Source organism: Sphingobium sp. DC-2 (assembly GCF_000722555.1).
Taxonomy (GTDB): Bacteria; Pseudomonadota; Alphaproteobacteria; order Sphingomonadales; family Sphingomonadaceae; genus Sphingobium; species Sphingobium quisquiliarum.
The window spans coordinates 1-21,581 of record NZ_JNAC01000067.1; the positions used below are offsets into that span (position 1 = coordinate 1).

At 62.7% G+C, this 21,581-nt stretch carries 38 protein-coding genes; 31 read left to right on the plus strand and 7 right to left on the minus strand.

What is annotated here, in order from left to right:
* The first annotated feature begins 332 nt into the window (after positions 1–332).
* The 12 genes from ET21_RS0114840 to ET21_RS25975 all read left to right on the plus strand — a co-directional run bounded on the left by ET21_RS0114840 (position 333) and on the right by ET21_RS25975 (position 7,575).
* The gene (locus ET21_RS0114840; RefSeq protein ID WP_030540295.1) at positions 333–869 is read left to right on the plus strand and encodes a phage baseplate assembly protein V; all 537 of its coding nucleotides are present in this window, start codon (positions 333–335) and stop codon (positions 867–869) included.
* A gap of 8 nt (positions 870–877) precedes the next feature.
* A complete protein-coding gene (locus tag ET21_RS0114845) occupies positions 878–1,219 on the plus strand; it encodes a GPW/gp25 family protein (protein ID WP_337587956.1) in 342 nt (113 codons plus the stop codon).
* 15 nt (positions 1,220–1,234) lie between these two features.
* Positions 1,235–2,410 carry a phage tail sheath subtilisin-like domain-containing protein gene (locus tag ET21_RS0114850; RefSeq protein WP_030540297.1) on the plus strand — a complete coding sequence of 392 codons (1,176 nt, stop codon included), beginning with the start codon at positions 1,235–1,237 and terminating at the stop codon, positions 2,408–2,410.
* A gap of 38 nt (positions 2,411–2,448) precedes the next feature.
* The gene (locus ET21_RS0114855) at positions 2,449–2,961 is read left to right on the plus strand and encodes a phage major tail tube protein (protein WP_030540298.1); all 513 of its coding nucleotides are present in this window, start codon (positions 2,449–2,451) and stop codon (positions 2,959–2,961) included.
* A gap of 60 nt (positions 2,962–3,021) precedes the next feature.
* Positions 3,022–3,249, plus strand: a complete 228-nt coding sequence (locus ET21_RS25965) for a phage tail assembly protein (protein ID WP_237751571.1) — start codon at positions 3,022–3,024, stop codon at positions 3,247–3,249.
* An 82-nt stretch (positions 3,250–3,331) separates the two neighbouring features.
* On the plus strand, positions 3,332–3,472 hold the full coding sequence (locus ET21_RS0114865) for a GpE family phage tail protein (RefSeq protein WP_030540299.1): 141 nt from the start codon (positions 3,332–3,334) through the stop codon (positions 3,470–3,472).
* Positions 3,472–3,837, plus strand: a complete 366-nt coding sequence (locus tag ET21_RS28535; RefSeq protein ID WP_237751572.1) for a hypothetical protein — start codon at positions 3,472–3,474, stop codon at positions 3,835–3,837. Before ET21_RS0114865 ends, ET21_RS28535 begins: the two co-directional genes overlap by 1 nt.
* 41 nt (positions 3,838–3,878) lie before the next feature.
* Complete coding sequence (locus ET21_RS28540) at positions 3,879–5,426, plus strand: phage tail tape measure protein (protein ID WP_237751573.1); 1,548 nt, start codon at positions 3,879–3,881, stop codon at positions 5,424–5,426.
* Positions 5,423–5,950 carry a hypothetical protein gene (locus ET21_RS28545; RefSeq protein WP_030540302.1) on the plus strand — a complete coding sequence of 176 codons (528 nt, stop codon included), beginning with the start codon at positions 5,423–5,425 and terminating at the stop codon, positions 5,948–5,950. Before ET21_RS28540 ends, ET21_RS28545 begins: the two co-directional genes overlap by 4 nt.
* A gap of 12 nt (positions 5,951–5,962) precedes the next feature.
* Positions 5,963–6,148, plus strand: a complete 186-nt coding sequence (locus ET21_RS27725) for a hypothetical protein (RefSeq protein ID WP_037471078.1) — start codon at positions 5,963–5,965, stop codon at positions 6,146–6,148.
* A 5-nt stretch (positions 6,149–6,153) separates the two neighbouring features.
* Positions 6,154–6,567: a phage tail protein gene (locus ET21_RS0114890; protein ID WP_030540303.1), complete on the plus strand. Its 414-nt coding sequence runs from the start codon at positions 6,154–6,156 to the stop codon at positions 6,565–6,567.
* Positions 6,568–6,789: 222 nt separating this feature from the next.
* Complete coding sequence (locus ET21_RS25975; protein WP_237751574.1) at positions 6,790–7,575, plus strand: contractile injection system protein, VgrG/Pvc8 family; 786 nt, start codon at positions 6,790–6,792, stop codon at positions 7,573–7,575.
* Here ET21_RS25975 and ET21_RS0114900 read toward each other — a convergent pair.
* The 4 genes from ET21_RS0114900 to ET21_RS27730 form a co-directional block, all read right to left on the minus strand.
* On the minus strand, positions 7,572–7,838 hold the full coding sequence (locus tag ET21_RS0114900; protein ID WP_030540304.1) for a hypothetical protein: 267 nt from the start codon (positions 7,836–7,838) through the stop codon (positions 7,572–7,574). The genes ET21_RS25975 and ET21_RS0114900 overlap by 4 nt on opposite strands.
* Positions 7,835–8,140, minus strand: coding sequence for a BrnA antitoxin family protein (locus tag ET21_RS0114905; protein ID WP_051768189.1), 306 nt, complete (start codon positions 8,138–8,140; stop codon positions 7,835–7,837). The genes ET21_RS0114900 and ET21_RS0114905 overlap by 4 nt, the downstream gene beginning before the upstream one ends.
* The gene (locus ET21_RS0114910; RefSeq protein ID WP_030540306.1) at positions 8,133–8,381 is read right to left on the minus strand and encodes a BrnT family toxin; all 249 of its coding nucleotides are present in this window, start codon (positions 8,379–8,381) and stop codon (positions 8,133–8,135) included. The genes ET21_RS0114905 and ET21_RS0114910 overlap by 8 nt, the downstream gene beginning before the upstream one ends.
* Before the next feature lie 213 nt (positions 8,382–8,594).
* The gene (locus ET21_RS27730; RefSeq protein ID WP_156029200.1) at positions 8,595–9,107 is read right to left on the minus strand and encodes a hypothetical protein; all 513 of its coding nucleotides are present in this window, start codon (positions 9,105–9,107) and stop codon (positions 8,595–8,597) included.
* 3 nt (positions 9,108–9,110) lie between these two features.
* Between ET21_RS27730 and ET21_RS0114925 the strand changes: the two genes are divergently transcribed.
* The 10 genes from ET21_RS0114925 to ET21_RS0114975 all read left to right on the plus strand — a co-directional run bounded on the left by ET21_RS0114925 (position 9,111) and on the right by ET21_RS0114975 (position 13,839).
* Positions 9,111–10,433, plus strand: coding sequence for a hypothetical protein (locus tag ET21_RS0114925; RefSeq protein WP_030540307.1), 1,323 nt, complete (start codon positions 9,111–9,113; stop codon positions 10,431–10,433).
* On the plus strand, positions 10,399–10,935 hold the full coding sequence (locus ET21_RS0114930; protein ID WP_030540308.1) for a hypothetical protein: 537 nt from the start codon (positions 10,399–10,401) through the stop codon (positions 10,933–10,935). The genes ET21_RS0114925 and ET21_RS0114930 overlap by 35 nt, the downstream gene beginning before the upstream one ends.
* Before the next feature lie 16 nt (positions 10,936–10,951).
* A complete protein-coding gene (locus ET21_RS0114935) occupies positions 10,952–11,392 on the plus strand; it encodes a hypothetical protein (RefSeq protein WP_156029203.1) in 441 nt (146 codons plus the stop codon).
* The gene (locus ET21_RS0114940; RefSeq protein WP_030540310.1) at positions 11,392–11,571 is read left to right on the plus strand and encodes a hypothetical protein; all 180 of its coding nucleotides are present in this window, start codon (positions 11,392–11,394) and stop codon (positions 11,569–11,571) included. The genes ET21_RS0114935 and ET21_RS0114940 overlap by 1 nt, the downstream gene beginning before the upstream one ends.
* Before the next feature lie 11 nt (positions 11,572–11,582).
* Positions 11,583–11,825, plus strand: coding sequence for a DUF2312 domain-containing protein (locus tag ET21_RS0114945; protein ID WP_030540311.1), 243 nt, complete (start codon positions 11,583–11,585; stop codon positions 11,823–11,825).
* 280 nt (positions 11,826–12,105) lie between these two features.
* Complete coding sequence (locus ET21_RS27735) at positions 12,106–12,333, plus strand: hypothetical protein (RefSeq protein ID WP_156029206.1); 228 nt, start codon at positions 12,106–12,108, stop codon at positions 12,331–12,333.
* Positions 12,334–12,430: 97 nt separating this feature from the next.
* Positions 12,431–12,730: a hypothetical protein gene (locus ET21_RS0114965; RefSeq protein ID WP_030540313.1), complete on the plus strand. Its 300-nt coding sequence runs from the start codon at positions 12,431–12,433 to the stop codon at positions 12,728–12,730.
* Entirely contained in the window at positions 12,727–12,972 is a 246-nt protein-coding gene (locus ET21_RS25985) for a hypothetical protein (RefSeq protein ID WP_037471085.1), read from the plus strand. Before ET21_RS0114965 ends, ET21_RS25985 begins: the two co-directional genes overlap by 4 nt.
* Entirely contained in the window at positions 12,969–13,628 is a 660-nt protein-coding gene (locus ET21_RS0114970) for a hypothetical protein (RefSeq protein ID WP_051768190.1), read from the plus strand. Before ET21_RS25985 ends, ET21_RS0114970 begins: the two co-directional genes overlap by 4 nt.
* Positions 13,629–13,653: 25 nt before the next feature.
* On the plus strand, positions 13,654–13,839 hold the full coding sequence (locus ET21_RS0114975) for an AlpA family transcriptional regulator (protein WP_030540315.1): 186 nt from the start codon (positions 13,654–13,656) through the stop codon (positions 13,837–13,839).
* Between the two features lie 6 nt (positions 13,840–13,845).
* Here the strand turns inward: ET21_RS0114975 and ET21_RS0114980 are convergent, their stop codons facing one another.
* The gene (locus ET21_RS0114980; RefSeq protein WP_030540316.1) at positions 13,846–15,189 is read right to left on the minus strand and encodes an integrase arm-type DNA-binding domain-containing protein; all 1,344 of its coding nucleotides are present in this window, start codon (positions 15,187–15,189) and stop codon (positions 13,846–13,848) included.
* 243 nt (positions 15,190–15,432) lie between these two features.
* Positions 15,433–15,600 (minus strand): hypothetical protein, encoded by a 168-nt coding sequence (locus ET21_RS27740; RefSeq protein WP_156029209.1) that lies wholly within the window; start codon positions 15,598–15,600, stop codon positions 15,433–15,435.
* A 28-nt stretch (positions 15,601–15,628) separates the two neighbouring features.
* On the opposite strand from ET21_RS27740, the gene ET21_RS0114990 reads away from it, so the two are divergent.
* From ET21_RS0114990 to ET21_RS0115000, 4 genes are all read left to right on the plus strand, one after another.
* Positions 15,629–16,024: a hypothetical protein gene (locus tag ET21_RS0114990; RefSeq protein WP_202807132.1), complete on the plus strand. Its 396-nt coding sequence runs from the start codon at positions 15,629–15,631 to the stop codon at positions 16,022–16,024.
* Between the two features lie 414 nt (positions 16,025–16,438).
* A complete protein-coding gene (locus ET21_RS0114995) occupies positions 16,439–16,966 on the plus strand; it encodes an antirestriction protein ArdA (RefSeq protein WP_030540317.1) in 528 nt (175 codons plus the stop codon).
* A gap of 217 nt (positions 16,967–17,183) precedes the next feature.
* Positions 17,184–17,399, plus strand: coding sequence for a DUF6499 domain-containing protein (locus ET21_RS28905; protein ID WP_081856739.1), 216 nt, complete (start codon positions 17,184–17,186; stop codon positions 17,397–17,399).
* Between the two features lie 91 nt (positions 17,400–17,490).
* Positions 17,491–17,964, plus strand: a complete 474-nt coding sequence (locus tag ET21_RS0115000) for a DUF2285 domain-containing protein (protein ID WP_237751575.1) — start codon at positions 17,491–17,493, stop codon at positions 17,962–17,964.
* Between the two features lie 17 nt (positions 17,965–17,981).
* Here the strand turns inward: ET21_RS0115000 and ET21_RS0115005 are convergent, their stop codons facing one another.
* Positions 17,982–18,269 (minus strand): DUF2285 domain-containing protein, encoded by a 288-nt coding sequence (locus ET21_RS0115005; RefSeq protein ID WP_030540319.1) that lies wholly within the window; start codon positions 18,267–18,269, stop codon positions 17,982–17,984.
* Between the two features lie 470 nt (positions 18,270–18,739).
* On the opposite strand from ET21_RS0115005, the gene ET21_RS0115010 reads away from it, so the two are divergent.
* Genes ET21_RS0115010 through ET21_RS0115030 form a run of 5 tightly spaced genes read left to right on the plus strand, consistent with a single transcriptional unit; the run spans position 18,740 to position 21,581 of the window.
* The gene (locus ET21_RS0115010) at positions 18,740–19,012 is read left to right on the plus strand and encodes an AlpA family transcriptional regulator (protein ID WP_003052294.1); all 273 of its coding nucleotides are present in this window, start codon (positions 18,740–18,742) and stop codon (positions 19,010–19,012) included.
* On the plus strand, positions 19,013–20,092 hold the full coding sequence (locus ET21_RS0115015) for a replication initiator protein A (RefSeq protein ID WP_030540320.1): 1,080 nt from the start codon (positions 19,013–19,015) through the stop codon (positions 20,090–20,092). It begins immediately after the preceding gene.
* Positions 20,093–20,150: 58 nt separating this feature from the next.
* Positions 20,151–20,669 carry a DUF2840 domain-containing protein gene (locus tag ET21_RS0115020; RefSeq protein ID WP_030540321.1) on the plus strand — a complete coding sequence of 173 codons (519 nt, stop codon included), beginning with the start codon at positions 20,151–20,153 and terminating at the stop codon, positions 20,667–20,669.
* Positions 20,666–21,211: a S26 family signal peptidase gene (locus tag ET21_RS0115025; protein ID WP_030540322.1), complete on the plus strand. Its 546-nt coding sequence runs from the start codon at positions 20,666–20,668 to the stop codon at positions 21,209–21,211. Before ET21_RS0115020 ends, ET21_RS0115025 begins: the two co-directional genes overlap by 4 nt.
* Before the next feature lie 37 nt (positions 21,212–21,248).
* Positions 21,249–21,581, plus strand: a complete 333-nt coding sequence (locus tag ET21_RS0115030; protein WP_030540323.1) for a DUF736 domain-containing protein — start codon at positions 21,249–21,251, stop codon at positions 21,579–21,581.

The window sequence follows — 21,581 nt, forward strand, 5'->3', positions numbered from 1 at the left end:
GCGGCGTGACTCAAACCAACCAGCCTCCGGCAAACCCGGCGCGGTTCAGTACCACCGACAAGGCTTGGTCATGCCTGTCAAGTTGGTCGAACCGTAATGGTACTGCTTCAATCAAGGTCGATGAAAGCGTCTATCGCGAGGCTCGTAGGGCATACTTCAACCAGCGGTAACCGCTATCGAGTGAATCTGGCGGTAAGCTGCCCGTCTCAAATCCACCCATCTCCGCCATGCCCCAGCTGAAGGAGGCTGATCGGCAATGCCCTGTATTTGGACAGCTTTCTGTCCAAATGCAGGGGCGCGAAAGGATGGAGCGCGCGCGTCATGGTCCGCGCATGGCGAACACCCAAGATCCCGAACAGCAGGTCGGCGAGGCGATCCAGTATGGCGTCATCGCATCGGTCGATTATGCGAATGCCACCTGCACCGTCACGCTGGGCGAACTGACCACGGGCGAACTGCCGTGGGTGGCCCAGCGCGCGGGCGCGGCGCGTATTTGGTCGCCGCCCTCTGTCGGGGAACAGTGCGTCGTCCTTTCCCCCGAAGGCGATCTGGAAAATGGGCTGGTTGTGGTCGGCCTCTATTCCGACGCCAACCCAGCGCCTTCCAACGATCCGGACGTCATCCAGATCAGTATGCCCGATGGCGCGTCGTTCAGTTACAATCATGCAACGCACGCCCTTGCCATAACGCTACCTGCAGGCGGCACGATGACCGTGGATGCACCCGGCGGGACAAAGTGGACCGGCAATCTCAACGTCGAAGGCAAGCTTACTGCCTCGGATGACGTCGTTGGCGGGGGCAAGAGCCTCAAGGGCCACAAGCATGGTGGCGTGCAGGCAGGCGCTGCCCAGACCGGAGCACCGGTCTGATGGCGGGCATGGCGCGATCTTCCGGGGCGGTGCTGGACGGCCTCGAACATATCAAGCAGTCGGTTGCGGATATTCTCTCGACGCCGATCGGCACGCGCGCGGGCCGCCGCGAATATGGCTCGCTGCTGCCGGAACTGATCGACCAGCCCATGACCCCGGCGAACATCCTGAGGGTCTATGCGGCGTCGGCTGTGGCTATCTCCCGGAACGAAGACCGGCTGCGCCTGCGCCGGGTCAGCCTCGCCGCCGGGCAGCGCCCCGGAGCGGCCACCATCATCATCGACGCGGAGCGGACCGACACCGCCGCCGCGAATGCCCGCACTCGCCTCGTCCTGCCTCTCTCTCTTTAGCCCAAGGAGCCTGTTATGCCCTTCAAGCATGGTATCACTGTTACCGAAATCGAGACCGGCGCTCGCACGCTGACCGCCGTCTCCACTGCCATCATCGGCTTGGTTGCCACGGCCTCCGACGCGGACGCCGACGTGTTCCCGCTCGACCGCCCCGCGCTGATCACAGACGTGGAGGCGGCAATCGGCGATGCGGGCGTGGATGGCACGCTGGCGAACGCCCTGCGCGCCATTGCCGACCAGACCCGCCCCGTCGTCGTCGTGGTTCGGGTCGAGGAAGGCGCGGATGCTGCCGAGACCGCCAGCAACGTCATCGGCACCACGGATGCCAACGGCCAGAAGACCGGCATGCAGGCGCTGCTGGCTGCGCAGGCGCAGCTGGGCGTCAAGCCGAAGATCCTCGGCACTCCCGGCCTCGAAACGCAGGCAGTTACCACGGCGCTGGCTGTGGTGGCGCAGAAGCTGCGCGGCTTCGCTTATGCCCGCGCGATCGGCGAGACGGTCGCAGCCGCCATCCTCTACCGCGCCAATTTCAGCGCGCGCGAACTGATGCTGCTGATGCCTGATTTCCTCGCCTGGGACACGGCCAGCAACGCCAACGTCACCAGCTATGCCGCTGCCCGTGCGATGGGCCTGCGCGCCCTGATCGACACGCAGACCGGCCCGCACAAGACGCTCTCGAACGTTGCCGTGCAGGGCGTCGTCGGCCTGACGAAGGATATCCATTGGGATATTGAGGATGCGGCCAGCGAAGCCGGGCTGCTCAACGCCAAGGAAGTGACAGCCCTTGTCCGCACGGACACCGGCTATCGCTTCTGGGGCAACCGCACCACGGCGGAGGCGGGAAGCCTGTTCGCCTTCGAAAGCACCGTCCGCGTCGCGCAGCTGCTGGCGGACACGATCGTCAGCGGCATGATGTGGGCGATCGACAAGCCCCTGACGCCTGCGCTGGCGAAGGACATCATCGAGACCATCAACGGCTTCTTCCGCCAGTTGAAGGCGCAGGGGATCATCCTCGGCGCAAATGCATGGTTTGATGAGGCGAACAACAGCACGGCCAGCCTCAAGGCGGGCAAGCTGCGCATCGACTATGACTACACCGTGCCGCCGCCGCTGGAAGATCTGGGCTTCAACCAGCGCATCACGGACAGCTATTTCGCCGACTTTGCGAGCCAGCTCGCCGAGACGGTCTGATCCAGCCCCCTTCATCCCTTCAATCATAGGAGCCAGCGATGGGACTGCCCCGCATCCTCAAGAACATGAATTTCTATAACGAAGGCTTCGCCTATGGCGGCGAGGCCAAGACCATCACGCTTCCCACCCTGACCCGCAAGATGGAGGAATATCGCGGCGGCGGCATGGGCGGGCCGGTCCAGATCGACATGGGCATGGAGGCCATGGAACTGACCGCCACCTTCGGCGGTTCGGTCCGCGACGTTTTGCGCCAGTGGGGCACCCCCACGGTGGACGGCGTCTATCTCCGCTTCTCCGGCTCCTACCAGACGGACGACAGCAGCGCGATCGATACGATCGAGGTCATCGTGCGCGGTCGCTTTTCCGAGATCGAAATGGGCGATCAGGAAGTCGGCGAGGTCGGTGAATCGAAGATCACCATGGCGCTGGCCTATTACAAGCTGGTCTGGAACGGGCGCACGGAAATTGAGATCGACCCGATAAACATGATCGAGATCGTTGGCGGCGTGGATCGCAGCGCCGAACTGCGCGCCTCGATCGGCATGTTCTGATCTATCGGCCCGGCATCGCCGCCGGGCCGCCCTCTCTCCCTTTAACCTCTGGAAACGATCATGAACGAACCCGAACTCCGCTCTGTGACCCTCGACGCGCCGATCGCTCGCGGCGATCAGACCATCGACACCGTGCAGGTCAGGATGCCCCATGGCGGCGAACTACGCGGCCTCTCGCTGTCTGCGCTGCTCAACCTCGACTATGGCGCGCTCGAAACCCTGTTGCCGCGCATCACGATTCCGCCGCTCACCAAGCCGGAGTCGCCGCGCTCCATCCGTCCGACCTGATCCAGCTAGGCAGCGAAGTCATGGATTTTTTGCTGCCGAAGGCGGCAAAGGCGGCGCTCTCCCCGAACGGGTAGAGGAAGTCATGGCGGATCTGGCGGTCGTGTTTCACTGGCCGCCACCCGCCATGGACAGCATGTCTCTCTCTGAATTGATGGGCTGGCGCGCCATGGCCGAAAAGCGCTCCCGTCCCCCTGAAAGCACCGGCAAGCGCGGGAAACGCTGATGTCCGACAGAAACCTTCGAATTCGCGTGCTAATGGAAGGCGCGGACCGGCTGACCCGCCCGATGCGCGAAGCCGCCGCCGGTAGCAGCCGTCTCGCCCAGGCACTGAAAACGACCCGCGACCGTCTCAAGGATCTGGAGGCGGCGCAGGCGTCGGTCGGCGAATTCCGTCAGCTGAAGGTCGGCTTATCGGAAACAGAGCGGAAAATGGCCGAGGCGCAGGCGCGGTCCGCGCGCTTGGGCCGCGAACTGGCGCAGACGGAAAATCCGACGAAGAAGCTGCGCACGGAATTTGACACGCGCGCCGGGAATCAGCGAACCTCTCCACCCAGCATCAGCAACAGTCCGCCCGATTGCAGGAACTGAGGGGCCGTCTTTCGGCTGCTGGCGTCTCGACGCGGGATCTTGTGGCCGGTGAACGTCGGCTCCGGTCCGAAGTGGCGGAAACCACCGATCAGCTGCGCGCGCAGGAACGTCGGCTCCAGCAAGTGACGGATCGCGCACGGCGTTTTTCAGAGGCGCAGGGCAAATTCTCGCAATTGCAGGGCACGGCAACGGGCCTCGCTGCGGGCGGCATGGCGTCGATCGGTACCGGCATGGCCATCGCGGCACCGCTTATGGTCGCCGTGGAAGGCTCCATGGAATTCCAGTCGGTCATGACCGACATCAACCAGAAGGTGAACCAGAGCCGCGAGGCGGGCCGCCTGATGGGCCTCGAATTGCAGAAGGCCGCTCTTTCGATAAATCAATTCCCCGCGGATCTGCAAAAGGGCGTAGATACCCTGACGGGCTTCGGCCTTGGTGCGCGTGATGCTGTGAACATGATGACGCCGATCGGGCGCGCCGCTACCGCCTACAAGGCTGAGATTGATGATCTCGGCAAGGCATCCTTCGCAGCGCATGACAATCTCAAGGTGCCGATCAATCAGACTGCCAAGGCGATCGACGTCATGGCGCAGGCGGGCAAAAGCGGTGCCTTCGAAGTGAAGGACATGGCGCAATATTTCCCGGAACTGACGGCCAATATGCAGAGCCTGAAAGCAACCGGCATTCCCGCTGTTGCAGATCTGGCCGCCGCGCTCCAGATCGTGCGCAAGGGCGCTGGCGATTCCGCAGGGGCTGCCACCAACCTGACTAATCTCCTGTCGAAGATCAACGCGGGGGATACCGCAAAAAACTTCGCCAAATTCGGCATCGACGTACCCGCCGCCATGAGAAAGGCGGCCAAAGAAGGGCGCAGCCCGATCGAAGAGATCGTGCGGCTGACCCAGAAGGCGACCGGCGGCGATCAGGCCAAACTTTCCAGCCTGTTCGGGGACATGCAGGTCCAGCAGGCATTGCGCCCGCTCATGTCGGCATTCTCCGAATATCAGTCGATCCGCGACGATGCGATGGCCGCCAACGGCACAGTAAACACCGACTTCGCCGATCGCATGAACGACGACGCCGAAAAGGTGAAGCGGCTCCAGATCCAAGCCAAGAATCTGTCGACCACCGTGGGCGATCAGCTGCGGCCCATGGTGGGCGACATTTCGGATCGCTTCTCAAAATGGGGATCGAGCATCGCCGCCGTCGCTGAGCGTCACCCTAACCTGACGCGCGCCGCAGCCGTGGCCGCCGGGGTTCTGGCCGCGCTATTCATCGTCGTAGGCGGCGGGGCTATCGTGCTGGCCACCCTCGTTGCGCCGTTCGCCGCTTTATCTGCTGCGGCGACCCTGCTCGGCATCGGCTTGCTGCCCCTGATCGGGATCGCTGCGGGCGTCGTCCTCGGCATCGGTGCTTTGGCGGCGGGAGCCTATCTCATCTACGCGAATTGGGGCGGCATTACCGCTTGGCTGGGCGGCATATGGTCGGAGATCACTGGCTATTTTTCGGGCGGCATCGCGGGAATTACGGCCTTCCTCGTCAACTTCTCACCCATGGGCCTGCTCTACGGCGGATCGCCGCGCTGTTGAACTGGCTCGGCTTCGATGTGCCCGCCCGACTGTCGCAGATCGGCGGATATATGATCCAAGGGCTGATCAACGGGGTCACCGGCATGTTGGGCGCGTTGAAATCGACCATCGTCAATGCCGCCAGTTCGGTTGCAAATTGGTTCAAGGAAAAGCTGGGCATCCACTCGCCATCGCGCGTCTTTGCCGGGCTGGGCGGCTTCGTGATGGCTGGTCTTGATCAGGGGCTTGCGGCCAACGCGTCCGGCCCGCTGGCGCGTATCACCGATCTGTCGGGCCAGATGACCCGCGCGCTGGCCGTAGGCGCGGGCGGCGTGGCGATCGCCACCGCCTCGCCTTTGGCTGCTCAAGTCCCCGCCAGCGCGCTGGAAGCGACAGCAGCAGCGCCCGCGCCGATCCAACAGGCGACCTACAATATCACCATCAACGCCAGTGGCGGGAACGCGCAGGACATCGCCGAGCAGGTCCGCGAGGCGATCGAGCAGATCGAGCGCGAGCGGCGCGGGCGTGGATTCGCCGACGAATAAGGGAGAACCCAGATGCGAGTGAAAGTCGGAGATCAGTGGTTTGAGGCAGGCCCCGGACGCCCGCTCATGGTCGAACTCACCCCTGCTGATCGCAGGAACATTGAGAATATGGCCGAAAGCGCAACGCGCTACGCCTTGTTTCATGACGCGGACGCGGCGGTGCCATCTGAGCGCAAATATGATTGGATGGCGGAGTAACGGCTATGCACCTGATGGCGCTGGGCATGTTCCTGTTTGAGATCGGGACGCTGCCCTATGATGAAATGCAGCGGAAAACGGACTGGCAACACGCCAAATCCCCGCGCATGGGCGCGCGGGACGCGGTGCAGTTCACCGGCCCCGGCGATGAGACGATCAGTCTTTCGGGGGCAGTCTATGCCGAGATTGCGGACGGGCGCGTCTCGCTCGATGATCTGCGCAGCATGGCGGACGACGGCGAGGTGCTGCCCTTGGTCGATGGCAGCGGCACCGTCTATGGCAATTTCGTCATCACGGCACTGGATGAGCGCCACGCCTTCCTAATGTCCGATGGCCGCGCGCGCCGGATCGACTTCGGCATAGATCTGCTGCGCGTGGACGATCCAGCAGCCGCCAACAACGCCCAGGCATCGGCATGAGCGAGAAGATCAACAACATCGCGGATTGGCGCGTGACGCTGGACGGCAAGGATCTGTCGGACCGGCTGCGCCCCCGCCTCGTTTCTCTCTCCCTGTCGGAAAAGCGCGGCGATGAAGCCGACCAGCTGGATATTGTGCTCAACGACACGGACGGCATGCTGGGGATTCCAAAGGAAGGCGCGGTGCTGAAGGTGCAGCTGGGCTGGAAACAGGGCGCGGACGTTGCCGCCGGGGCTGATCGACAAGGGCAGTTTCAAGGTGGACGACGTGTCGCACGGCGGGCCGCCCGATCAAATCACGATCAAGGCCCGCGCCGCCGACTTCACCAGCCAGATCCGCAACCGGCGGGAACAGAGCTGGAAGAACACGACGCTGGGCACGGTGCTGAAAGATGTCGCGGGCCGCAATGGCCTGACGCTCAAAATGGCGTCCGATCTTGCGTCGATCGCGCTGCCGTCCATCAGCCAGAGCCGGGAAAGCGACATCGCCTTCCTGCGCCGCCTTGGTCGCGAGAATGACGCGGTGGCGACGATCAAGGACAAGCATCTGATCTTCGCGCGCAAGGGCGCGGGCACCACGACCAGCGGCAAGGCGCTGCCGACCCTCACGATTCGCCGCACTGATGGCGATCGTCACAACTGGCAGCGGCAGAAGCGGGACGGTCAGGAAGGCGTGACGGCCAGCTGGCACGACAAGAAGGGGGCGAAACGGCAGACCTTCACCGTGGGCAAGGCCGATGGGGCGAAGAAGCTGCGCAAGGTCTATCCTGATGAGGCGTCGGCGAAGCGCGCCGCCATTGCGGAGCGCGACCGGCTAAAGCGTGCCCCTGCCACGCTGGACATGAAGCTGGCGCTGGGCCGCGCTGATGCCATCCCCGAAGCGCGCGTAAAGGTCAGCGGCTATAAAGATGAGATCGACGCGGCCACATGGCTGATCTCGGAAGTGACGCACCTCCTCGACAAGGCGGGCGGCTTCACAACCGATGTGAAGATGGAGACCGCGCCTTAGCCCTTACGGTGAATGGTTTCACCCCTTGCCTCCGCAAGAGCGATGATGTCGATACCGACGCTGCTGGGCACGCTCACCTCTATCATTCGCGCAGCATCCTCGCTGCCATTTGCGCGGCACATCGACGCAGCAGTCGCGAAGGCTTCGTTCAGATCATCACCCGTCAGCAGCCCCTTCCGTGCCAGGGCTTGTGACAAGGCAAGGACCGAAAGAAACGCTGCTGTTGCCCCATCCTCGGCCGATACGTTTATCTTTTCACTCATGCTGCCACCTTGAATGCTTCGGGGTTGGGTTCAAATTGTGTTCCTAGGGGTACTGACCTCAATCGTTCATTGATCCGCGATTGCCATCCCGGCCCCTCAGCGCGGAACCGCTCCAGCACATCCTTGTCGATCCGCAGCGACACCTGTTCCTTGTTCGACCCGCGCGGGCGTCCACCCTTCGATTTAGGGAAGGCGGCGCGGATATGGGCGGGAATGTCGTCACCACGCTTGGCGCGCGCGAAATCGGCGGCGGTCCATTCGGGATTATCGTCATCGAAAATGACGGGGCGTTCGTCAGACATAGCGCTTCATCTCCTTTGCATGGGCGCGGCGCAGGCTGATGACGCGGACCTTTCCGCCCCGATCTGTCCCAGCGACGCAGTGGGCCAAGCCGTCGATCAGGCCATAAAGGCGGAACCGCGGTTCCTCGAAACGGCTGTCATCGACGTAAGCCAGCAATTCGAGATCGGCGGCCCGCTCAAGGGAAATGCCATGCTTTTCGATGTTGGCGGCATCCTTGGCGGGGTCGAACTCGATTTCCATGCAGTTTATGTAGATACAAATATTGTAAGATGCAATGGTTTTTGTAGATGCAAAAAAGGACCGGAAGTGATACTGAGGTGAAGATGGACGCGGCCCTGATCAGATCAGGAAGCCGCCGAACAGCAGCAGCGCGAAGGCCCATAAAGGAACCCAGACCCACAGGCTGTCCGTGCGGTAATTCCAAATGCGGGACAGGAGTCGCAACATAGTGCCTTACAGCCTGCTCCGGCCCTTCGGACCGCGCAACATGGCCTCGGTTCCCCCAAACCAAGTTTGCACCCGGTTCTTTCGGAAGGTGCGCGTATCTCCCTTATCTTCGCACCAACCCTGTATATATTGAGGATATTCAACCCATTTGTGGATCGTACGAACTGTCAACTCGCCGTGATAATCAGCATATTCGAACATCAGTGGACCTTGGTTCCAACCGGTTCGAATGATGCGGCCATGCTCTCCCTCTTCACCAACTTCCGAATAATAATCATTGCAACCAAACGACTGCGATGCCGGATCAGGTCGAGCCGCAGCCGCCTCTTTCCGACGTTGCGCAACATTGGATTGCACGGCTGCGCCTGTCGCCTTGCGCGTTTCCAATGGCACGGATTGCCGATCTCGTTTTCGATCGACGATTTGGGGCGGCTCTTGCTGCCTCTGCCGCTGATTGACGATGAATGTCGCCCATTTGGCGGCAGTCTTCTCGGTCAGACCTGACGGTTCGGGCGGCACGCCGTGGCTTGCCATTCGTCGCGCGAGGACAAGCCCACCCGTTCGCCCAAGCTGGTCTTTGCCTATGATGGCGGCGGCGCAGGAACCAGCGCGAGCCGCCAGCATGTGAAACTGGCGATCGAGCAGGGATGGAAGGCGACCGCCGCCCAGCCCTGCGGCGAGGACGACACCGGCAAGATATTGGACTGGAACGATCTGCTGGGGCTCGAGCGGCTCACGGCCGAGCATCGCGCCGAATATCTGTGGTTCGGCAAGGTGCTACTGGCTGCGAATGCACAGGAAAAGGCTTTCCTGATTTGGGAAAAGCACCGCTGGAACAGCTTCCACTTCACCTTCGGGAATCGGACCTATTGGTGCGCGATCGACGTCGCGGTGGTGCAGGAGAAGATCGAGGAATATCGCAAAAGCTGCACGCGGAAGCTGGACGATATCGACCCGAACGCTGAGGCTGAAATCCGCGCCAAGGCTTCCCGCGAGGCCCTGATGGTCGAGGAAATCGCCAACTGTGCATTCCGCGTCCTCTATCGGCAGCGGGACGAGGCAACCGACGAAACCAAGTTCTTCCTCAACATATCCTTCCCCAGCGGCAAGCGCCCCTCGGTCAAGGGCGATTTCACCGCCGCCCAGTTGCGCAAGGCCTCCAATTTCGAGGACCGGCTGTTTGCTTTCGGCGGCGTCTGGACCGGCAGCGCCCATCAGCTGACCCGCATCCTGCAACAGCAGACGCCCGACCTGCCCGACGTCCGCCCCCTCGGCTTCACCGGCTATTGTCGCGACGCACAGGCCTATGTCTTCGGCCAATATGCCGTCGCTGGCGGGCGGGTCTACAAGCCCAACGACAACGAGTTTTTCCAGATCGGAAAACAGGCGCTGAAACTCGGCACGTCCGAGCGGCTGCTGGATATCGACTATGACCCCGACCAGCTTGACACCAGTTGGTTGCCGGATCTGTGGACCGCCTATGGCGCGAAGGGCATCACCTGCCTGACCTTCTACTTCGCCTCGCTCTTCGCAGAGCAAGTCCGCGGCGAAATGAAATCCTTTCCCTTCCTCGAAATGCACGGCCTGCCCGGCACCGGCAAGACGACGCTGATCGAGTTCCTGTGGAAGCTGCTCGGCCGCGAGAATTATGAAGGCTTCGACCCTGCCAAGGCAACTCCGGCGGCCATGGCCCGCAACCTCGGTGAGGTCGGCAACCTACCCGTCGTGCTGATCGAGGGCGACCGCCGGGAGGAAGCCAGCCACGATCTCCGGCTTCATTGTCCATGCCGCTCGGCGGGAGCAGGAGATCATGGGCCGCTTCCGCCAGGCCTTCGCCCAGTATGAAGGCGAACTGCTGGCCCTGCCGTCGATCCGCACCAACCGCCTTGCCAAGACTCACGGCCAGCTGCTCGCCTTTCTCGACGCGATCCGCGCGGTCGTGCCCCTGTCCGATCAGCAGCAGGCCGAAACCGCCCGCTTCATCGTCCAGATGGCCACCGATCGCCAGCTTGCTGTGAACAGCGAAGATCCGATCGTCAGCCTGTTCTGGGAGCGGTTCGACTATCTCGAAGAGAATGAAGATCCAAAGGCGCTGACCGGCCACATCAACCACCATCGCCGGTGGGAAGAAGGCCTGATCGCAGTCCGCCTCAACGAGATGGAGACTCGCTGCGCAGAGAAGCGGCTGCAGCTGCCCAGCCACACGGAAATGATCCGTGCGCTCAAAACCTCGAAGGCGCGCCGCTTCATCGAGCAGGCGGCCACCGTCAATTCCCGAAACGACATCGGCTCTGTCCGTTGCTGGATCTTCCACGATCCATCGCGGGCCGTCGCCAAAAAATCCTGACAGCGAAAGGACCAAAATGCGTAGCATTCCCTCTCTTCTTGCCATGCTGGACGAAGACAAACCAGCGCGGCCCGTCGTCATGCCCTGGGACTATGTCCGCATGCGGCGCAAGGCCGCCTGCATCACCATCGCCCAGGCGGCGGCCCACTACTGGAAGCGTCGCGAACATCAGGCCGACGTCGAACGAAACATCGCGGAGCTGGAAACCGTCGGCTATCGGATGCAGCAGCATTTCTTCGGCGCAGACATGTCGCGCGCCTACAGCTTCAACGTCGACGTCTATCGCCAGCTTTGCGACACGCCGCCCGATCAGCACCCCCGCATCTGCCTCGCCTGCGGTTGGGATCAGTGGACCACCCAATACGACACAAACGGCAATGACGTCACTTGGTCGGAAGCGGATCCCGATCTTTGCACCCGCTGCGAGCAGCTGGACCGCAAGAAGGTCATCGGCTGATGCGCCGCCCCGCCGCCATCCATGCCGCGACGTGCCGGTGCGACCGCTGCCGCCCGCTGGCAGAACGCCTCGCCGAAACCTCGATCCGGGTTCGCGCCCTCATCACCGCCGCCGCGATCGCCGCCGCCATCATCATCGCCATCTTCGGCCCGCTTGTCGCGGCCGCCATCAAGAACTGAAGGATTTTTCCATGTCCGAAGGAAATGCAGCTGCTGACCAACTCCGCCTTTTCATCGAGCGCATCGAGCGCCTGGAGGAAGAGAAGAAGGGAATCGCGGACGACATCAAGGACGTCTATTTGGAGGCGAAAGCCAATGGCTACGACACCAAAGCCATGCGCGACATCGTCAAGATGCGGAAGATGGAGCGCCATTATCGGCTTGAGCATGAATCGATCGTCGACACCTACAAATCCGCCCTGGGCATCGAATAATGGCGGCTCACAAGAAGCCCACGGTGGCAACCGCCGCCCAGGAGCCCAGCGAACTGGGATCGGCGCCCGGCTATGAGCATTGGACATGCGCCACCGCCGATATCCGCGCTGAAAGGACGCTCCGTATCTTGGAGAGATCGTCAGGATATCTGACAGCAGAGACGATCAGCCTGTTGATGGAGTTGGTTGACGATGCTGGCCCGGCGAACTGCCGCGAAGCCCTTCGCCGCGGTGATTTCGATCGGGTTCCATTTTAATGGCGGCCCGCAAGAAGCGTCCGATGCGGACGTGCGATGCGCCGGGGTGTGACGCCCCGGTCCGTCGCGGCATCCTGATGTGCAGGCCGCACTGGTTTCAGGTGCCCAAGCCCCTTCGTGACGCGATCAGCCAGACATGGGCGTCGGGCCAGATCCGCGCCTGGTCGGCCAACTGCCTCGAAGCGCGCCGCGTCCTCTCCTCTAACTCGCCCAGAGCCATCGCTGATCGCATCACCGGAGACAGATCATGATCAGAGGCATCGCCAAAGCCTTCCTCATCGTAGCCGCCCTGCTGGCGATCCCCTTCATCATCGCTGGCGCCCTCGGCAGCGCCAAGGGAGAAAAGCGTTGACCATAGTTGTAATTCACGGGCCGCCGGGATCTGGCAAAACCACCAACGCCGCGACGCTCGCTCGATTCCACGGCGTCTCGACCATCGTGGATGACGGGGCCTGCATGGGGCAGCGCTTCCCAGCTGGTGACGCGCTGGTCCTGACCACCCGCTCTCCCGATGAAGTTCGTGAGTGGCAAGCGCAGTCGCGGCGCTTCGGCCCCCTGACCTTCGTGCCGATCGCCACCGCCCTCAAGAGCATCGGCGCGCAGCCACCCCGACAGAAGCGCGTCAAGAGCAAGGGAGAAAGCCGTTGAACCGCAAGATTTCCCTGATCGATCATACCGCGTTGACCTTCTTGGCTACCGGCGGTCGTGCGACCACCGTCGCCATCGCTTCATCGTGTGGCCTGGTCGTCGGACGCCGCTGTTTGCCCCAAGCCCGCAACATGCTCCGCCGGCTCCAGCGCCGGGGCTTCATCGCCAACGGATACACCGCCCCGGGCCATTATGCTCTCTGGACCCTCACCGACGCGGACAGAAAGGCGGTGCAACCTTGATCGCCTATGCGTCCCGGACCAACACCCGCCGGAACATTGCTGAAATCAAGGCGGCGAACTGGCGCTGGATGGTTTCGCCCTATGACCGTGGCGGCCCGATCCTTGCCGGATTGAACCATGCGCTCGACAGCGGCGCATGGCATTGCTTTCAGGCATTCCGGCGTGGCGAGCGAACCACTCCCGTCCCCGATCTCCGCCGGTTCGTGGCAGCAGTTCAGCGGTACGGCCCCACCGCCGATTTCATCGTGATCCCCGATGTCGTTATGGGCGGAGAACTCAGCTGGCAACTGTCGCGGGCTTGGCTTCGTAGGATGCAGCGCTGGCCTGTAATTCGGCGAGTTCGGTTGATGATCGCGGTTCAGAATGGCTTTGATCCCGCCCTGGTCGAACGTTTCCTTTCTCCCCGTGTCGGCGTTTTTGTCGGCGGCGACACGGATTGGAAGCTGGGCACGATGGCCGATTGGGCATCGGTCGCGCACCGCAGGGGCGGATTGTGTCATGTCGGCCGCGTCAACACCGCTAGGCGGATCGCCTTGTGCGGAAAGGCGGAAGTGGACAGCTTCGACGGAACGTCCGCGACCAAGTCGCCGTTACGACCCGCCCTCTTGAGCGCGCTCGATATGCCGCGGTGCTTGAGCGCTCCCAAATTGATATAGAACACTATCTCCGAAGGCTTGCCGCATGACAAACCCTCAACATGAACGATTTCTGCGGATCGGGGATGTCATTGCCCGCACGGCGCTGTCCCGCTCCTACATCTATGTCCTGATCGGTCGCAACGAGTTCCCAGCGCCGAGGAACCTAGGGACGCGCTGTTCCCGATGGATCGAAAGCGAGGTGGACGCTTGGATTTCCAAGCGCGCGTGACCCCTATCAACCGGGCCTACCCGGCCCGGTAGCTGCCCATCGGATCGGCTGTCCGATGTGGATCTGCGGCGGCCACATGTCGCCCAGCAGGATCTCGGCCCACTCACAGGCCAATTCCCGCCGCCGGGGCATATAGGCGGCTCGGTTATAGTCGCCCTCGGAGCCTGACACGCCTTGCGGCACATGGGCAAGCATCAGGTCGATGATGGCCCGATCTGGCGACGCGCCGGTGTGCCCGCTCTCCCGCCATTGCCGCTCCACCCGTTCATTCATGATCGTGGAGAACGCGGATCGGAAGCCATGGGGCACATGCCGCTGATGATAGCCCGCCCTGATCAGCAGCGCGCGGAGCGTGTTCTCGCTCATGGGCTTGTGCGGATGCCGATCAGTTGGGAACACCAGCTCCCAATCTCCCGTCAAAGGGCGCATCGCATTTATGACCGCCACGGCCTGCGGGGCAAGCGGCACAAGATGGTCACCCTCCATCTCGGCTTTCCGTTCTTTGTCGCCTTTCATCCGATGCGCCGGGATGCGCCAGAGCGGTTCCGGCCTGTCCAGACCCTCGAACTCCATCCGGCGCGCATTGTGCAGTTCGTTCGGGCGAACAGCTGTCAGGGCGATCAGCCGCAATGCCAATTTGGTAGGCGCGCGGCAGCGCTCCGCATCACAATTGATGATCAGCTGGCGAAGGTCGATCAGCGCCGTGACCGCAGGCTGCAGCCTCGCCTTCGGCTTCTTGGGCAAGGCTATGGACAGGCTGGCCGCCGGATCGGCAGACGCGCGCCCGGTGGCTATCGCATAGACGAAGATGGCGCTGATCCTCTGCCGCGTCCGGTGCGCCGTCTCGACGGCCCCACGCTCGGCGATGCCACGCAGCAGCTGGAACACCCTCGGCGCATCGATCTTGACGATCGGCATAGCACCGATCTGGGAGAAGACCTCGTTTACCAGGTTGTCCAGCACGTCTTTGGCATGGACCTTCGACCATCTCCCCTTCTGCAGATCGTGCCACTCGCGTCCGAGAGCCTCAAAGGTGGGCCTTGTGTCTTCCGCTGGGGCGGCGCGCTGAAACAAATCTTCCGGCTTTGGCTCGTTTCCCTTTGCCAGCAACGTCTTGGCGACGTCACGCGCGTCGCGGGCATCCTTCAATGAGATCGCGGGATAGATGCCGATCGTCAGTGTCTTTCGGATCGGATTGCCCTGGGCGTTTCGTCCGAACTGGTAATTCATCCGCCAAGTGCGGCCCCCGGCGGTGGAAACATGCAGGTACAGCTGCCCCCCATCCGTCAGCTTATAGGCTTTCCCAGCTGCCTTGGCATTCCGCACCTTCGCGTCCGTCAGCGCGCCCATACCATATTCCCCGAATCGCATACCATAGAACAGCCCATATGGCAGACAGGCTACATGAGAACAAACAAGGACCGGAGTGGACAAACTGCACGCGCAAAAAGCCCGGAAATCCGGGCCTTATGGGCGCATGTGGCGATAAGAAGAAAAAGTGTTGGCGGGACGTGCGGGATACCGATGAGCACTACGTTTACTCCATAGCCCTCCAAAATGAACCATGAAAATCGGCCGGAATCTGCTGAAATCTCAGCAGGTTTCCGGCCGCTTCTGTTTAATCACGCTTGTTTCGCCGGCTTGCGCGAGAAAGCCATGTTCACGGTCGACAGAATAAACGAGGACCGTCATCATAGGCGCATCGCCACGCGAAGGAGCAAGAAAGAGCGAACCGCGCCAGTCGTAAAGGAGCAGAGCCATGGCCGTCGTAATGATAATGAGCGTTGTATTGATCGCAATGCTTTGCGTCGCAGCCTATACGCTCGCGGTCTATGCGCTGCCCTTCATGCTCGGATTGACGGCTGCGCAGTTCGCCTATCAGACCGGCTCCGGCTTGATCGGCGCAGGCTTGGTCGGGTTGGTCGCGGCCGGTGCAGCCTTCGGCGTCCTGGCGCTTCTCTTTGACTCGCTACGCTCCCCGATCCTGCGCCTCGCTGTGGCGCTGATCTTCGCTGCACCCGCTGCCGTGGCCGGCTATGCGCTGGTCCACGGCGTCACCAAGGAATCGGTCCCGTCCGAAATCTGGCGGCAAATCTTCTGCATCATCGGTGGCGGCTTTGTCGGGATTTCGGCCTTGCTGCGACTGGCAGCACCTTCGGCCAGCGGACCCACGCCCGTTCGCTAATCCAACGGCGTAATATCAAATTGACCCGGCGCTAAAACGCCGGGGCTTTGTCACTGGCGACCCTCCGGCTCACTACGGCGCAATTTGGAAGCGCGTTCACCTCCGGGTCGGCGCGGCTGTCGCCGCGTCGTTCGACACCTACCGCCTGGAAATATGGAGAACCGGACGCATGGTAGTCCGGCCTGCTGATTTTCTTTTTCGAGAGATTGCTAAGGGCGTTGCCCTCGCGCGGCGCAAGAAAACTCTTTGCCCTTTCGCGGCATAAACGGCCCGCTCCCCGCAAGCGGGTCCCCTCCATTTATTCCACGGTGCCAAAGACTTCTCCTGCGCCTTGCTACCCGTGGCTCGCCGCCGGGCAAGGGTTCAGGAGCGGCGCTTCGCTGCTCTGAACCCAACACCCGAAGGAACAGAGACATGACCAGCGCAACCGACAGCAATCCCCGCATCTATGTCGCCTGCCTCGCAGCCTACAACAACGGCTATCTGCATGGTGCCTGGATCGACGCGGATCAGGACGCCGACGAGATCAGGGACGAGATTGCCGCGATGCTTGCGCGCTCGCCGATCAAGGGCGCGGAGGATTATGCCATCCACGACTATGAAGGTTTTGAGGGCGTCATTATCAAGGAATATGCCGGCATCGAGAGCGTGGCGCGGATGGGTGCTTTCATCGCCGAGCATGGCGCGCTAGGCGCTGGATTGCTGGAGCAGTTCATAGGCGACATCGACCAGGCCGAGAGCACCTTGCAGGACTGCTATGACGGCCAGTTCACCAGCCTTGCGGACTATATGGAGGAGCTGACCGCCGAGAGCGTCACGATCCCCGAAGCCCTACGCTACTATGTCGATTGGGAGGCAATGGCCCGCGACGCCGAAATGGGCGGCGAGTTCTTCACGATAGAAACCGCTCGTGACGAGGTGCATATTTTTTCCAACAGGTGAGACTTGGGTTGCCTTGCCTGCGCCAGCGGGCAAGGCAACACGCACGACCTCGCAGACTAGTAAAATCACAGAAATGTTGTTAAGAAGAAAATAACTATAAATGTGCGGCCTGCACGAACAACATTCCGTATAACTCCAGCTATATCCAGTGTTGGCGATTTCGGAAACTCTCTATCCGGGCGTTGCCCTGCGCCGCCCGGCATAGGGAGGTGACGCCATGCTTAGCATTGATTGGCGTGCGCCGGCGGCTTACGGGCACGCGAAAGCTATTCCCCCCGCCGGTTTCGCCTGGGAGTATCTTCGTCGCCATGAGGACTATCATCGCGACTTCCAAACAATATCCCAGGTGAAGGAGCCAGCCGGCGACCAGCTTGATGGATTCTCGCAGCGTTGGGGTTTGCGATTTCCCGTGCGATCCCGAAACGCCGCCTGATCGGCAATCCCTGTTCTGGATTCCAAGTCTCCAGCCGCAAGCGGTTCTCTTGTCCCCGGTGCAGCACCGTGACGGGGCGACGGAACCTATAGTGACGCTGGCGCACCTGTCCGACCTCGACCTACGGCACGCGGCGGATGGGTGGCATGGCATCTGGAATGTGGATGGCGTCGCGCATCAATTCTGGCTGCCCCAGGCCGTGCCCGACGTAGCGGCCTTCTATGCCGTATCCCTTCCGATGGATTCTTTCATGGAGCTTCGCGCCCATGCCGCCCGCCGACTTTGGCGGTCCCTCAATGGGCGAGCGCCCGGCGCGGACTTCCGCACCATGCCGGCGCAGCTCCGCAAGTTTCATATCCTGTCCCTGCGCGCGCTCGACGCCCGCTTGCGAGGCGAAAGCTATCGCACCATCGCGGAAGTCCTGCTTGGCTTTCGCGGGACCAAGGAGGATTGGGAAGCCGACCCCCGCAAGAACCAGGCCCGCCGATTGGTCGCGCACGGCCTGAGAATGATGAGGGGCGGCTACCGCCTATTGCTGCACTATCCGATCAAACGGCCCGCTTAGCGAAGTGCCGGCAATGGTCAGCGTCCGGCCGCGACCGCCTGTTCCAAGATTCGCCGATAGCCTTCGCGTGAAAGCCATTGGGCGCGGGCAAGGTGGCTTTCCCAGCATTGCCGCGTCCGCGCTTCATCGCCGACCGGATCGCGATGCAGCACGATTCGCGCGACTTCCATCCAGTCCGCCCCTTCGGCCTTCGCGTCGAGAAGGCGCAAATAGGTGACGTAATGCCGTTCGTCATAAGGCGTTATGTCGTTTCCCGCTGGCGCTTCGTCGTCCACATCGGGATCGAGTTCGACAGGCACTCGCATGGCCGTTCCCCGTGTCCGAGAGGGTTTGTTTGCGGTGCGCCCCCGCAAACGATTCTCTCTGACTCTTGGTGATCGGGGAGTTCGAAACCGTGGTTAGACGGCCCTATGGCCTTTAGCTCGGAGAGCCTGTTGTATACGCCACAGGCTCCCCGACCATAAGGTCAAGGAGTTCGGTGCCGTCACGGCCGGCACCAACCGCTAACCAGGGGTTTCGACGCCCCGGAGCAGCGCGTCTGCTCCACTTCCATGTCTAGCCGAACCGCGCCGGGATGTCTTTCCCTAATCAGGGCGACAGGCAATGACGCGCTGAAATCCATCGTCTTTTCAGCTTGCCGTCGCTCCCGCAGGGGTGCCGTCAGCGCATAGACGCAAATGCGGCACGCTACGCGCCGCCGATCCCTCGCCATGGTTCGCCACAGCCCGCCGAAGTTTTCGGCGGCCACATCAACCGACGAACCAGAGGTGATCTTATGGCCATCCGCCGCAATGCGGACCTGCCGCCGCGCCTGCTTCGCACACAGGAAGCCGCGCGCTTTCTCGGCCTGTCCGTCCGCACCCTTGAGAAGCATCGCACATACGGCACCGGCCCGACCTATCGCAAGATTGGCGGCCGCGTCCTCTACACCGTCCGCGACCTTGAAGCCTGGAGCGCAGTCGGCACCCGCAAATCCACGCGCGACAAGAACGCCGGCACGGTTTTTCCCGCGCGCCCGCTCACGCCCAAAGAGCTGGGCGATTGCTGAATGTTGCGCGAGGACGACCATAGCCCCGCGCAGCCGGCCGACGCCAGCGAACGCAGCCGACTCGACCCCTTCGTGGTCGCGACCGGCGACGCCGCACCGCGCGACCAGCGCGATTTGATGGAGCGGCCGTTCTTCTCCCTGGCGAAGACGCCGCGCACCAAGCCGATTTTCTACAAAGCCGCCGATGTCGAGGTGCAGGTGTTCGGGATGCCCGAGCACGGCATGGCGACCATATGGGACGCCGACGTGCTGATATGGGCGGCCTCGCAGATCGTCGCGGCCGAAAACAACGGCCTCACCACGTCACGCTTCGTCCGCTTCACGCCTTACCATCTACTGCGCGCCATCGGGCGGCCGACCGGCAACCATCAATACCTGCTCCTGAAAGCCGCGCTCGCGCGACTGCAATCGACCGTCATCGCCACTACCATCCGCAACGGCCCGCATTGGCGTCGCCGGCAATTTTCATGGATCAACGAGTGGGAGGAAATGACGACGCGCGCCGGCCGCGTCGAGGGCATGGAATTTGTCCTGCCCGAATGGTTCTACAACAGCGTCATCGACCGCTCGTTGGTCCTGACCATCGACCCGGCCTATTTCCGGCTGACAGGCGGCATCGAGCGTTGGCTTTACCGCGTCGCCCGTAAGCACGCCGGCCGCCAGCGCCATGGCTGGCTGTTCGAGTTTGCGCACCTTCATCAGAAATCCGGCAGCCTCGCACGGCCGTCCGATTTCGCGCTCGACTTGCGCCGCATCGCGGCCCGCCAGCCGCTTCCTGGCTATCGACTCCAGATCGAGCGGGAAGACGGCCGTGAGCTGCTTCGCATCCGCCCGGTAAACCTGTCCACAGTGCCTGTTGATAACGGTGTGAATGCCATCGGCACATCAGGCGCACGGGGTATCGGCACATCAGGCGCAACCCTATCGGCAGATCAGGCGCATGAACCCCAGCTAACGCTTTGGCCTGAAACGCGCAATCCGACCGCTAACTTAGAGTCTAACAGAGAATCTAACTTTTCTTCTTTGACGCGCGCACACGCGAGGCGTGGTGCCGGTGCCGCCGAGCGAGGCGAACCATGACGCCCGCCCTCGACGCGGTGCGCCCGCGCAACCCCCAAGCCATCACCGGAGACGAACAATGACCCGTCGCGCCCATCGCAGCGCGCACGACCGTCCGCTGCCGGACGGACCCGCGCCCTTCACCACGCTTGTCGAATTGACTTTCGAGAAACGCAAGGTCGAGCACTGGATACGCTTCGGCCGCAAGAGCTACGAACAGATCATCGACCGTCGCCGAAGCGTCGTCGGCTTCGCGCCGAACAACATCTTCGCCTTCGTCCGCTGGGCGGCCGGCGAGCACGGCACGATCATTTCACGCATCGACATCGCGCGGGCCACCGGTCGGGGCGAGCCGTTCCAGACATTGCCCTTCGTCCGGCCTGGGGGCGACATCCTGTTACGCCTGGACGGCTGGCCGAAAGTGCAGCGCGCACTTGCCGTCATCGACGCCGTGGAGGCGCTGGGCCTCGACCCGGCCGACGTGTCGCCGGACTACTGGCGACACGCGCACAACCGCCTAGCCGCCAATCTGGAGCCGAGCGACTACACGCCGGAACGACATGCGGCGTGGATTGGGCGTCGGAGGATCGACCCGTGACGCGCCGCCGCTATCTCGCCGTCACGGCGCTGGCCGCGATGGGCGTTGCCGTCGCAAGCGCCATCGAGACGCCGACGAAACTCATTTGGAACGCCACGGCCAGCGCGCCGGTAGGCTTCTACACCGTCGAGCCGGCCGACCGGATCGAGGTGCCCGAGCTGGTCGCGGTCATGCCGCCCGAACCGCTCGCCGCCTTCATGGTGCAGCGCGGCTATGTCGGACGCGGCGTGCCGTTGTTGAAGCGCGTCGTCGGCCTTCCAGGGCAGCGGGTTTGCCGCGCCGGCCGCACGATCACGGTTGACGGGATCGAGATGGGCGAGGCGCTGGAGCGCGACCGGATCGGCCGTGAACTGCCCGCCTGGCAGGGCTGCCGCGTCATCGCGCCCGGCGAAATCTTCCTCATGAATTGGGATGTCCGCGACAGCCTGGACGGCCGTTACTTCGGACCCATCCCCGCAAGCTTCGTCATCGGCCGAGCGGTCCCGCTCTGGACCGATGAGGAAGGCGTCGGCCGCTTCGAGTGGCGCGCGCCGACGCACTGACTTCGCGCTTACCCAACCAATCACAAGGAGACTGACAATGCCCGCCAATATCTTTGAACCCACCGCCAACGGTTACGCCGGCCGCGTCCGGCTGTTCGGCATTGACGAGGCAATCGCGCTCGTCGCCATCGAGCCGGGCGACGGCGAGAACACGCCGGCCTATCGCATCCACCTCGACGACGAGGACGGCCCCGAGATCGGCGGGGCGTGGAAACGTGTCGGCGAACGCGCGGGGGACTACATCGCCCTGGAGATCGACAGCCCGCTTTTCCCTGCGCTGTTTCGCCCGGCGCTGTTCCAGACCGACGACGAGGCACACACCTTTCGGCTCGCGTGGAAGCGGCCGAAGGCGCGCGAGGATCGGAGCTAA

What these genes read in the sequence shown, in the direction of transcription:
- ET21_RS0114840 (WP_030540295.1), top strand. Translation starts at nt 333, where the DNA reads ATGGCGAACACCCAAGATCCCGAACAGCAGGTCGGCGAGGCGATCCAG.
- ET21_RS0114845 (WP_337587956.1), top strand. Translation starts at nt 878, where the DNA reads ATGGCGCGATCTTCCGGGGCGGTGCTGGACGGCCTCGAACATATCAAG.
- ET21_RS0114850 (WP_030540297.1), top strand. Translation starts at nt 1,235, where the DNA reads ATGCCCTTCAAGCATGGTATCACTGTTACCGAAATCGAGACCGGCGCT.
- ET21_RS0114855 (WP_030540298.1), top strand. Translation starts at nt 2,449, where the DNA reads ATGGGACTGCCCCGCATCCTCAAGAACATGAATTTCTATAACGAAGGC.
- ET21_RS25965 (WP_237751571.1), top strand. Translation starts at nt 3,022, where the DNA reads ATGAACGAACCCGAACTCCGCTCTGTGACCCTCGACGCGCCGATCGCT.
- ET21_RS0114865 (WP_030540299.1), top strand. Translation starts at nt 3,332, where the DNA reads ATGGCGGATCTGGCGGTCGTGTTTCACTGGCCGCCACCCGCCATGGAC.
- ET21_RS28535 (WP_237751572.1), top strand. Translation starts at nt 3,472, where the DNA reads ATGTCCGACAGAAACCTTCGAATTCGCGTGCTAATGGAAGGCGCGGAC.
- ET21_RS27725 (WP_037471078.1), top strand. Translation starts at nt 5,963, where the DNA reads ATGCGAGTGAAAGTCGGAGATCAGTGGTTTGAGGCAGGCCCCGGACGC.
- ET21_RS0114890 (WP_030540303.1), top strand. Translation starts at nt 6,154, where the DNA reads ATGCACCTGATGGCGCTGGGCATGTTCCTGTTTGAGATCGGGACGCTG.
- ET21_RS0114900 (WP_030540304.1), bottom strand. Translation starts at nt 7,838, where the DNA reads ATGAGTGAAAAGATAAACGTATCGGCCGAGGATGGGGCAACAGCAGCG.
- ET21_RS0114905 (WP_051768189.1), bottom strand. Translation starts at nt 8,140, where the DNA reads ATGTCTGACGAACGCCCCGTCATTTTCGATGACGATAATCCCGAATGG.
- ET21_RS0114910 (WP_030540306.1), bottom strand. Translation starts at nt 8,381, where the DNA reads ATGGAAATCGAGTTCGACCCCGCCAAGGATGCCGCCAACATCGAAAAG.
- ET21_RS0114930 (WP_030540308.1), top strand. Translation starts at nt 10,399, where the DNA reads ATGGGCCGCTTCCGCCAGGCCTTCGCCCAGTATGAAGGCGAACTGCTG.
- ET21_RS0114935 (WP_156029203.1), top strand. Translation starts at nt 10,952, where the DNA reads ATGCGTAGCATTCCCTCTCTTCTTGCCATGCTGGACGAAGACAAACCA.
- ET21_RS0114940 (WP_030540310.1), top strand. Translation starts at nt 11,392, where the DNA reads ATGCGCCGCCCCGCCGCCATCCATGCCGCGACGTGCCGGTGCGACCGC.
- ET21_RS0114945 (WP_030540311.1), top strand. Translation starts at nt 11,583, where the DNA reads ATGTCCGAAGGAAATGCAGCTGCTGACCAACTCCGCCTTTTCATCGAG.
- ET21_RS27735 (WP_156029206.1), top strand. Translation starts at nt 12,106, where the DNA reads ATGCGGACGTGCGATGCGCCGGGGTGTGACGCCCCGGTCCGTCGCGGC.
- ET21_RS0114975 (WP_030540315.1), top strand. Translation starts at nt 13,654, where the DNA reads ATGACAAACCCTCAACATGAACGATTTCTGCGGATCGGGGATGTCATT.
- ET21_RS0114980 (WP_030540316.1), bottom strand. Translation starts at nt 15,189, where the DNA reads ATGGGCGCGCTGACGGACGCGAAGGTGCGGAATGCCAAGGCAGCTGGG.
- ET21_RS27740 (WP_156029209.1), bottom strand. Translation starts at nt 15,600, where the DNA reads ATGGCTCTGCTCCTTTACGACTGGCGCGGTTCGCTCTTTCTTGCTCCT.
- ET21_RS0114995 (WP_030540317.1), top strand. Translation starts at nt 16,439, where the DNA reads ATGACCAGCGCAACCGACAGCAATCCCCGCATCTATGTCGCCTGCCTC.
- ET21_RS28905 (WP_081856739.1), top strand. Translation starts at nt 17,184, where the DNA reads ATGCTTAGCATTGATTGGCGTGCGCCGGCGGCTTACGGGCACGCGAAA.
- ET21_RS0115005 (WP_030540319.1), bottom strand. Translation starts at nt 18,269, where the DNA reads ATGCGAGTGCCTGTCGAACTCGATCCCGATGTGGACGACGAAGCGCCA.
- ET21_RS0115010 (WP_003052294.1), top strand. Translation starts at nt 18,740, where the DNA reads ATGGCCATCCGCCGCAATGCGGACCTGCCGCCGCGCCTGCTTCGCACA.
- ET21_RS0115015 (WP_030540320.1), top strand. Translation starts at nt 19,013, where the DNA reads ATGTTGCGCGAGGACGACCATAGCCCCGCGCAGCCGGCCGACGCCAGC.
- ET21_RS0115020 (WP_030540321.1), top strand. Translation starts at nt 20,151, where the DNA reads ATGACCCGTCGCGCCCATCGCAGCGCGCACGACCGTCCGCTGCCGGAC.
- ET21_RS0115030 (WP_030540323.1), top strand. Translation starts at nt 21,249, where the DNA reads ATGCCCGCCAATATCTTTGAACCCACCGCCAACGGTTACGCCGGCCGC.